General features: G+C 66.2%; 9 protein-coding genes. 5 read left to right on the top strand and 4 right to left on the bottom strand.

Annotated features, from left to right (window positions below; all coding sequences use genetic code 11):
- Window positions 1-1,083, top strand: a 1,083-nt coding sequence (locus QZV94_RS17675) for an FAD-dependent oxidoreductase (protein WP_293679623.1), incomplete at its 5' end; no start/stop codon positions are given.
- A gap of 23 nt (window positions 1,084-1,106) precedes the next feature.
- Window positions 1,107-1,874, top strand: coding sequence for a helix-turn-helix domain-containing protein (locus QZV94_RS17670; RefSeq protein WP_293679618.1), 768 nt, complete (start codon window positions 1,107-1,109; stop codon window positions 1,872-1,874).
- Window positions 1,875-1,888: 14 nt separating this feature from the next.
- Here QZV94_RS17670 and QZV94_RS17665 read toward each other — a convergent pair whose 3' ends face one another.
- From QZV94_RS17665 to QZV94_RS17655, 3 genes are read right to left on the bottom strand one after another with little or no spacing between them, the layout of a single operon-like run.
- Entirely contained in the window at window positions 1,889-2,332 is a 444-nt protein-coding gene (locus QZV94_RS17665) for a PaaI family thioesterase (RefSeq protein WP_293679613.1), read from the bottom strand.
- Window positions 2,333-2,351: 19 nt separating this feature from the next.
- Entirely contained in the window at window positions 2,352-3,494 is a 1,143-nt protein-coding gene (locus QZV94_RS17660; protein WP_367254738.1) for an NAD(P)H-dependent flavin oxidoreductase, read from the bottom strand.
- A 49-nt stretch (window positions 3,495-3,543) separates the two neighbouring features.
- On the bottom strand, window positions 3,544-4,353 hold the full coding sequence (locus tag QZV94_RS17655) for an enoyl-CoA hydratase-related protein (RefSeq protein ID WP_293679610.1): 810 nt from the start codon (window positions 4,351-4,353) through the stop codon (window positions 3,544-3,546).
- A 166-nt stretch (window positions 4,354-4,519) separates the two neighbouring features.
- Between QZV94_RS17655 and QZV94_RS17650 the strand changes: the two genes are divergently transcribed.
- The 3 genes from QZV94_RS17650 (at window position 4,520) to QZV94_RS17640 (ending at window position 6,443) form a co-directional block, all read left to right on the top strand.
- On the top strand, window positions 4,520-4,648 hold the full coding sequence (locus tag QZV94_RS17650; RefSeq protein WP_293679607.1) for a hypothetical protein: 129 nt from the start codon (window positions 4,520-4,522) through the stop codon (window positions 4,646-4,648).
- A 13-nt stretch (window positions 4,649-4,661) separates the two neighbouring features.
- Window positions 4,662-5,390 (top strand): alpha/beta fold hydrolase, encoded by a 729-nt coding sequence (locus QZV94_RS17645; RefSeq protein ID WP_367254742.1) that lies wholly within the window; start codon window positions 4,662-4,664, stop codon window positions 5,388-5,390.
- Between the two features lie 360 nt (window positions 5,391-5,750).
- Complete coding sequence (locus QZV94_RS17640; RefSeq protein ID WP_293679605.1) at window positions 5,751-6,443, top strand: hypothetical protein; 693 nt, start codon at window positions 5,751-5,753, stop codon at window positions 6,441-6,443.
- A gap of 91 nt (window positions 6,444-6,534) precedes the next feature.
- Here QZV94_RS17640 and QZV94_RS17635 read toward each other — a convergent pair whose 3' ends face one another.
- Window positions 6,535-7,302, bottom strand: a complete 768-nt coding sequence (locus tag QZV94_RS17635) for a tetratricopeptide repeat protein (RefSeq protein ID WP_293679602.1) — start codon at window positions 7,300-7,302, stop codon at window positions 6,535-6,537.
- Window positions 7,303-7,315 lie beyond the last annotated feature (13 nt).

Raw genomic sequence — 7,315 nt, 5'->3', positions numbered from 1 at the left:
GACTTCGTCGCCAAGGCCCGGGCCGGGCGACGCGCCGCGATCAATGTGTGCATTGGCTGCAATCAGGCCTGCCTGGACAACGCCTTCACCGGCAAGCTCACGACCTGCATGGTCAATCCCGGCGCCTGCCGCGAGGCCGAATTTGGCGATGTCGCGGGGCCGATCGAATCCAAGCGTGTCGCGGTCGTTGGCGCGGGACCCGCGGGCCTGGCTGCGGCGGTGACGTGCGCGGACCGTGGCCACAGGGTCACCCTGTTCGAGATGTCAGAGCGGATCGGCGGGCAGTTCAATCTCGCGCGCCGGATCCCGGGCAAGGAGGACTATGCCGAAACCATCGGATATTACGGCGCGCGGCTGTCCGAACTCGGGGTCGAAGTGCGGTTGGGAACGTATGCCCGCGCGCAGGAGCTTCTCGCCGCCGCCTACGATCATGTGATTCTGGCCACCGGCGTGGAGCCGCGAGCCCTGGACTCGATCGGAATGGACGACCCTCGTGTGCTCACCTATGCGCAGGCCATCGAAACACCCGAACGCGCGGGCGATACGGTGGCGATCCTGGGCGCGGGCGGCATTGGCTTTGACGTAGCTCAACTGCTGGCGCATCCCACTGGCGCGGGCGATCCTACGTCGTCCGACATTGAGGGGTTCTCCCGCGACTGGGGAATCGACACGGCCCTTGCCGAGCGCGGCGCTCTGCAGCAGCCACCAACGTCCTGGCCGGCGGCCCGACGGATCACGATCATTCAGCGCAAACCGGGTTCGGCGTTCGGCGCGGGCCTGAGCAAGACGCGAGGCTGGGCCAACATGCAGGAGGTCATACGCCGGGGCGTCGCTACAATCGGGGATGTCGTCTATGGCCACCTCGCACCGGAGGGCCTGCATGTCACGGTGGGTGGCGTCCCAAAATTGGTCGCTGCCGATACCTTCGTGTTATGCATCGGCCAGGAGCCGCAGGCGGAAATCGTCCCGTCGCTGGCGGCGAAGCAGGTTCCTTTTACCGTGGTTGGGGGTGCACGCGCCGCCGTCGGGCTGGATGCCGTGCGGGCCATTGAGGAAGGAACCCGGGCGGCGCTCGCGATCTGAGCCTGCCCCAAGGACTTGAAAGCATGCCGAAGCCTGATCAGTCCGTCGTCAAGTCCGCCGCCCGGACCCTGGAGATTTTCGAGTATTTCGACGAGGTCCGTAGACCTGCCCACATCCAGGACGTGGCCCTGGCGCTGGGTTATCCACATTCGAGCACCGCGGCGCTACTCCGCAGCCTCGCCGACCTCGGCTACCTGGAGTTTTCCGCCGACGACAAGACATTCTTTCCGTCCATCCGGGTCTCCCTGCTCGGTCACTGGGTTGGCGACGAAATCCTCCCGCTTCGGCGCATCCAGCAGCAGATGCGTGACATCGCGGAGCAAACCCAGATGACCGTGGTGCTGGGTGCGGCGAGCGGCGGCTACTGCCAGTATGTCCGCGTGATCGAGGGCACGACGCCGATCCGCTACCACGTCAAGGCGGGTACGCGGCGGTGCCTTGCTCGCTCGACCTTGGGCCGCGTGCTGCTGGCCATGGCCCCCCCTGATCGCAGGGTCCGGCTGATCGCCGAAGGCCTGGTGGCATGGGACGGAGATGAAGCGCCGCCGGCCGCCGAGGAAGTCGCCAGTGACGTTGCCCAGGTCGCTGCCCGAGGGCACGCCTTTCATGCGGGCCTGGTCAACGACAACGCCGCGATGCTGGCCATCCCCCTCTCGGTCAGTCCGCCGGCACGTCCGCTGGCCCTTGGCCTGGCCGCCCCCAAGGACCTGTTCCGGGGTCGCCGCGCCGAGTTGCTCAAGATCATGGGCGACGTGCTCGGAATCCCGGGCCCGGCCCGGAAGACCGCCTGAGCGACGGACTTTCGTCAGGCGGGTCTGGGGTTCTGGATCAGGACAGTGCCCTGCGCCGAGCAGCAGAGCCGGCCCTCGTTTTCCATCTCGATCCTGACGACCGCGGTCTGTTTGCTCATGGAGATGATTTCGGCATGCGCCGTGACCGTCCCGCGGCTGACCGGGGCGAGCAGGTTAATCTTGAACTCGGTCGTGGCCGCCCACTGGCCCTTCTCCATATGGGGGTAGCAGACGCATCCCAGCACGTGGTCGCAGGCGGCCGATAAGACGCCCCCGTGCATGTTGCCGAAGCCGGTCAGCAGCTTCGGATCGACCGCCATCTCCGCCGTCAACCGGCCTGGCTCCATGGCGACGATCCGCAAGCCCAGGAACTCGGGGAGGCCGGTCATCCGATTGCTCGAAGCCATGAAGCCCTCGACCATCTCGGCGCGAAACTCGGGCATTCTGCGCGGGGTCATCGGCATTTCCTTCCAGGGTTCAGAGATAGCGATCGGCGCGGGCAAGGGCGATCTCGGCGCCGCCCACGAGATCTTCCAGAACCTCGCGGGCCGGTCGGATGGCCTTGATGAGACCCATGCCCTGGCCGGCAAACCCAGGCGCGATATCCTTGCGCTGATCCAGGGTCGCCGCCGCGAGCACGGGCCCGGCGATGATCGACTGGAAGGGCATGGGGAGCGGCGACTTCTCCGCGTCGACCCAGGCCTGCGCCCACTTGTTGCGGATGATCCTGGCCGGCTTTCCGGTGACGGATTTTGACACTACCGTGTTACCATCGCCGTACTCGACCAGAACCTCCTTCTGGAATTGCTGAATGCCGGCTTCCTCCGTCGCCAGGAACGCAGTGCCCACCCAGGCGCCTTCAGCCCCCAGCATCATGGCGGCGGCTACGCCGCGGCCGTCGGTGATACCGCCGGCCCCGAGCACCGGGATGCGCCCCGCCATGGCGTCGACGACCTGGGGGATCAGCGCCATGGTTCCAATCGGCGAATTGTGTCCGCCCCCGTCATGGCCCTGTGCGACCACCACGTCGATGCCAGACGCGGCGACCTGCAGCGCGTGCTTCACAGACCCGATGACGGCCATGATCTTTGTACCGTTCTCCCGCAGTCGCTCCATCCAGGGGCCGGGGTTTCCCAGGCCCGCAGCGTAGACCGGCACCTTTTCCTCGATCACCACCTCCATTTGCGCCTCGAAGAACTCCTTGGAGAAGAACGCGGGGTCGCCCCGAGCTTCGGCGTTGGTGGTCTCGCGCGGGCGTGCGACCTTTTGCAGGCCTTCCTGATGCATGAAATCCGCCGCGAACGCCTGATAGTCGCCGATCAGCTCCATGGGAGACGGTTTGCCGCCTCCTCCGGAGGCCGCCGCCGCATCCACCACCTCGCGGCGCACCGAGGCGGGAAGCAGGGTGTCGACGCCGAACGGCTTGTCGGTGAGCGATCGCACCTCGCGGATCCAGGCGCGAAGTTCCTCGGGCGAGCAAGCCGCAGCACCCAGGATTCCCAGACCCCCGGCGTTTGAGACGGCCGCCGCCAGGCGGGGAACGCTGGCGCCGCCCATTCCGGCAAGGACGATGGGATATTGAATGCCGAAAATCTCACAGATGCGGCTGTGCAAAGCCATGACAGTGTTCCTTGTCTCTGATGATGAGGGTCGCTGAGCCGACCTTGGGTCAGCGACCCTGGAAGACAGGCTGGCGTTTCTGCATGAAGGCGAGCGGCCCCTCCCGGGCGTCCTCGGTTCGGAAGACAGGGGCAGCCATTTCGGATTCGATTTGCATGGCTTCAGCTTCCGGTCGGCCCAGGCAAGCTCGCGCCGACCGACGGATGGCCTGGACCGCGATCGGCCCGTTGGCGGCGATGCGCTCAGCCAGATCAAGGGCTGTGGGCAGCACGTCGGCCTGGGGGACCACGCGATTGAGGAACCCCAACTCGAGCGCTTCGGCGGCGGTAATGAGATCGCCGGTGAGCAGCAGCTCCATGGCGCGGGCATAGGGTATCTGGCGTGGCAGTCTCACCGTCGAACCGCCTCCCGGGAAGATCGCCCACTTGACTTCCTGCACCCCAAACCTGGCGGATTCGGACGCGACCCGCAGGTCCGTCCCCTGCGCCAGCTCCATGCCCCCGGCGATCGCGTGACCATTGATCGCCGCAATCACCGGCTTGACCACGTCGAAGGTCCGAAGAAGCCCCCGGCCCAGCATCTCTCCGTCCGCCAGAAGGCGCCGATCCCACTCGTCTTCGGGTGGCCGCGCGCGACTCATCAATGGAATGAACCGTCCAAGATCGGCTCCAGAACAGAAAGCCTTGTCGCCGGCGCCGGTGACCACCGCGACGCGGATGTCGGGGTCGTCGCGCACTGCGGTCCAGGTGTCGGCCAATCGAACGAGCATCTCCGGGGAAATGGCGTTTCTCGCCTCGGGTCGATTGAGGGTGATGAGTGCGACATGCCCCTTCCGCTCGAACGTAACGACGTCGCTCATGCTTTCTCCGACACATATGTGTTTCGTTATGACATCTTCATGCTACGCTGACTTACCGGACGAAGGAAAGCCTCAAGCGACCACTGCGGCGGTCCGCGGCGGAAAGGGCCGATTGGCAGGATCGGTCATGGGCGCCGGCAGGCTGTTCCCGTAAAGAGGATTTTCGATGACTGAACCGCACCGTACCGTCTTCAGAACGGCCGACGGCCTCGACCTCGTCGCCGACCGCTACGGCGCGCCGATCCGCGGCGGCGTGCTGCTGGCGCACGGGGGGGGCCAGACCCGGCACGCCTGAGACCGCGTCGGCGCTGGCGGATCGCGGCTGGGAAGCCATCGCCCTGGACCTGCGCGGCCACGGCGACAGCGGTTGGTCGCCGACAGGCGACTACCAGATGGAACGGTTCGCGGGCGACCTCGCAACCGTCGCCAACGAGATGGGCGGACGTCCGGCGCTGATCGGCGCGTCGCTCGGCGGCCTCGCCGGATTGCTCGCGGAAGCCGAGATCGCGCCTCGGAGCTTCAGCTCCATAACCCTGGTGGACATTGTGCCCAACATGGACATGGACGGCGCCGCTAAAGTCATGGGCTTCATGAGCGCTCATATCGGCGAAGGTTTCGCTAGCCTTGAGCAGGCGGCCGATGTGATCAGCTCCTATTTGCCCCACCGCCCAAGGCCTTCGAACCTTTCCGGACTGGCGAAGAACCTTCGGTGCGGCGGCGATGGTCGATATCGCTGGCATTGGGATCCCAGCTTCGTCGCAAGCGCGAACCGGGAACGGTCGAGGCGAGATGCGCAGGCGTTCGACGCCGGGCTGGCCAGTCTGGCCCTGCCAGTGCACCTCATTCGGGGTCGGCTGAGCGAATTGGTGACGCGGCAAGCCGCCGAAGATTTCGTCGCAAGACTAAAGAACGCCCAGTTCACCGATGTCGCCGGCGCATCTCACATGGTCGCGGGGGACCGCAATGACGCCTTTCTCGACGCTGTAGTCGGTTTCCTCGAACGTTTGGATCTGGAGGTGCAAGCCGATGACCGCTGAAGCATTGCCGAACTCAGCGGCAGGAGGTCCGCCTACCGCATTTCAGAAGTCCGCCGGCAAGTGAGTGGCGGGTGGGCGTGCCCATTTCGCGAAGGATGTCGCGGGGACGGGCCGTCGTCTGTGAGGTTCCTGCTCGCCATCCTGGCCGTCCTCGGCCTCCCGATGACCCCGGTTGCGGCATCCGCCGGCGCCGCTGCGTGCCAGACCGTGGCGGCGAGCCCGTGAGCATGGCGATATGCATCCATTCACGGGCGAAACCCGAATGGATTTCGGGCCTGTGGTTCGCCGGGCTATGACAGTGTGGATGACGCCGTTGGTGTGTCGCGGAAGCTGGCAAACGTAATGTCGCACCACAGTCCTATGACGCTCACCTTCCGGTGTCCGAAGGAGCTGGAGGGGCTGATTCCACCGCCCGTGCCGGCCGTACGCGGCCTGCCTGGTTGGTTCAGAACCATGCCGCAGACGGCGCTTAACCCGATCCTTTGCGCTGAGGATGATACCGTCAAACGCTGTCCGCCCTTCATCGACGCTATGACCAGCGGCTTCCTCATGCCGCTCATCTGTGACGTCCAGGTGCAGAATGGCGAGTTCAGTTGGGACAACGACCTTCCCGTGGCCGGAGTCGCCGGATTCGAGCGGGCGCCGCTCGGCTTCCATCCCCCCAGCCAGGTTGTCGGCTCGCCGTTGTTCGATCCGGACCGGTTCCTCATCAAGTTTCACAATCTCTGGACGATCGAGGCGCCGGCCGGCTACTCGCTCCTGTTCACGCACCCGGCCAACCGCTTCGACTTGCCTTTCGCCACCCTGACCGGCGTCGTCGACTGCGACCGCTACCACGACGCCAGGATCAATTTCCCGGCGCACTGGCACGAGACGAGGTTCAACGGCGTCCTGCCGAAGGGCACGCCCATCGCGCAGTGCATTCCAATCAAGCGGGAAACCTGGACTGCCGAACTCGCGGTCTTCACGGAAGAAGAGGCGACCGCCTCCCGCGATCTGGACGATCTGATCCGCCGCGAACGGGGCGTGTACCGCAGTCAGTTCCGGGCCTGAACGCGATCGGCGGCCTTCGCGACGCCAAGGAATTCGGCGGCGGCGCTGGGCCGCAGGAAGAGACGGCCATGCGATGTCGCCGCGTGCGCTGTCACAGCCAGTCCGGCCAATTGCGGTCCGCCGCGCGCCGCGATGCGCAAGGTCGCCTCCCCGCGCTGCGCACGCCCATTTCCAACAGACACTTTCCGAGATCGATCAGGGTCGCCGCATCTTCGGGCCGCAGCGCGAGCGCGCGTCGAAAGAGATCGGCCGCGGCGGCGTGTTCGCCATCCGCGCCCATCACGCGGGCCAAGCCGACCGTCGCGTCATGCCGCTCCGGCGCCTCCGCCAGCACCTGCAGGAACAGCCGGCGCGCCATATCGCGGTCGTGGCGTCTCAGGTGGAGATATCCAAGCCCCACTCGCAGGCCGATCCCGTCTGGGGCAAGCGCGAACCCCTCTTCGAGCACCGCGATACCCTCGTCGACGCGACCGATCTCGCCGAGCCGTTCTCCCAACTTGAGGAACGCCAACGGGAATGCGGGTCGCCGTGTGGTCGCCCGGCGCCACTGATCCAGCGCCTCGTCGCCTCGCCCGGCGGCGTCCAGGGCCATGGCCAGCAGGGTCTCGGTACCCGGTTCAGGGCTGCGCCGCGCCGACCTCTGCAACAGGCCGATCGCCTCCGCGGACCGGTCCTGCAACAGCAAGGCCTCGCCCAGTACCTGCGCGGCCATGACATTGCCCCTATTCGCCTTGAGCACCTCCGAGGCGAGACGTTCAGCGACGGCAGGCTGCTGAGCGCGCAGCGCGGCAACCGCTTGTTCCAAGGTGTGGTTGACGGCGCTCGGGCGCGGGCGGGATGAAGGAAGACGCTTCGACATCGGTCTCGACAAC

This window comes from uncultured Phenylobacterium sp. (assembly GCF_902826855.1).
Classification (GTDB): domain Bacteria; phylum Pseudomonadota; class Alphaproteobacteria; order Caulobacterales; family Caulobacteraceae; genus Phenylobacterium.
Note: the sequence above shows the minus strand (reverse complement) of the source record. Positions and strands in the feature narration are given on the sequence as shown.

Bases quoted from the DNA above. Each gene is read 5' to 3' on its own strand.
- QZV94_RS17635 (WP_293679602.1), bottom strand. From the start codon at position 7,302: ATGTCGAAGCGTCTTCCTTCATCCCGCCCGCGCCCGAGCGCCGTCAAC.
- QZV94_RS17650 (WP_293679607.1), top strand. From the start codon at position 4,520: ATGACTGAACCGCACCGTACCGTCTTCAGAACGGCCGACGGCCTCGAC.
- QZV94_RS17660 (WP_367254738.1), bottom strand. From the start codon at position 3,494: ATGGCTTTGCACAGCCGCATCTGTGAGATTTTCGGCATTCAATATCCC.
- QZV94_RS17655 (WP_293679610.1), bottom strand. From the start codon at position 4,353: ATGAGCGACGTCGTTACGTTCGAGCGGAAGGGGCATGTCGCACTCATC.
- QZV94_RS17640 (WP_293679605.1), top strand. From the start codon at position 5,751: ATGACGCTCACCTTCCGGTGTCCGAAGGAGCTGGAGGGGCTGATTCCA.
- QZV94_RS17670 (WP_293679618.1), top strand. From the start codon at position 1,107: ATGCCGAAGCCTGATCAGTCCGTCGTCAAGTCCGCCGCCCGGACCCTG.
- QZV94_RS17665 (WP_293679613.1), bottom strand. From the start codon at position 2,332: ATGACCCCGCGCAGAATGCCCGAGTTTCGCGCCGAGATGGTCGAGGGC.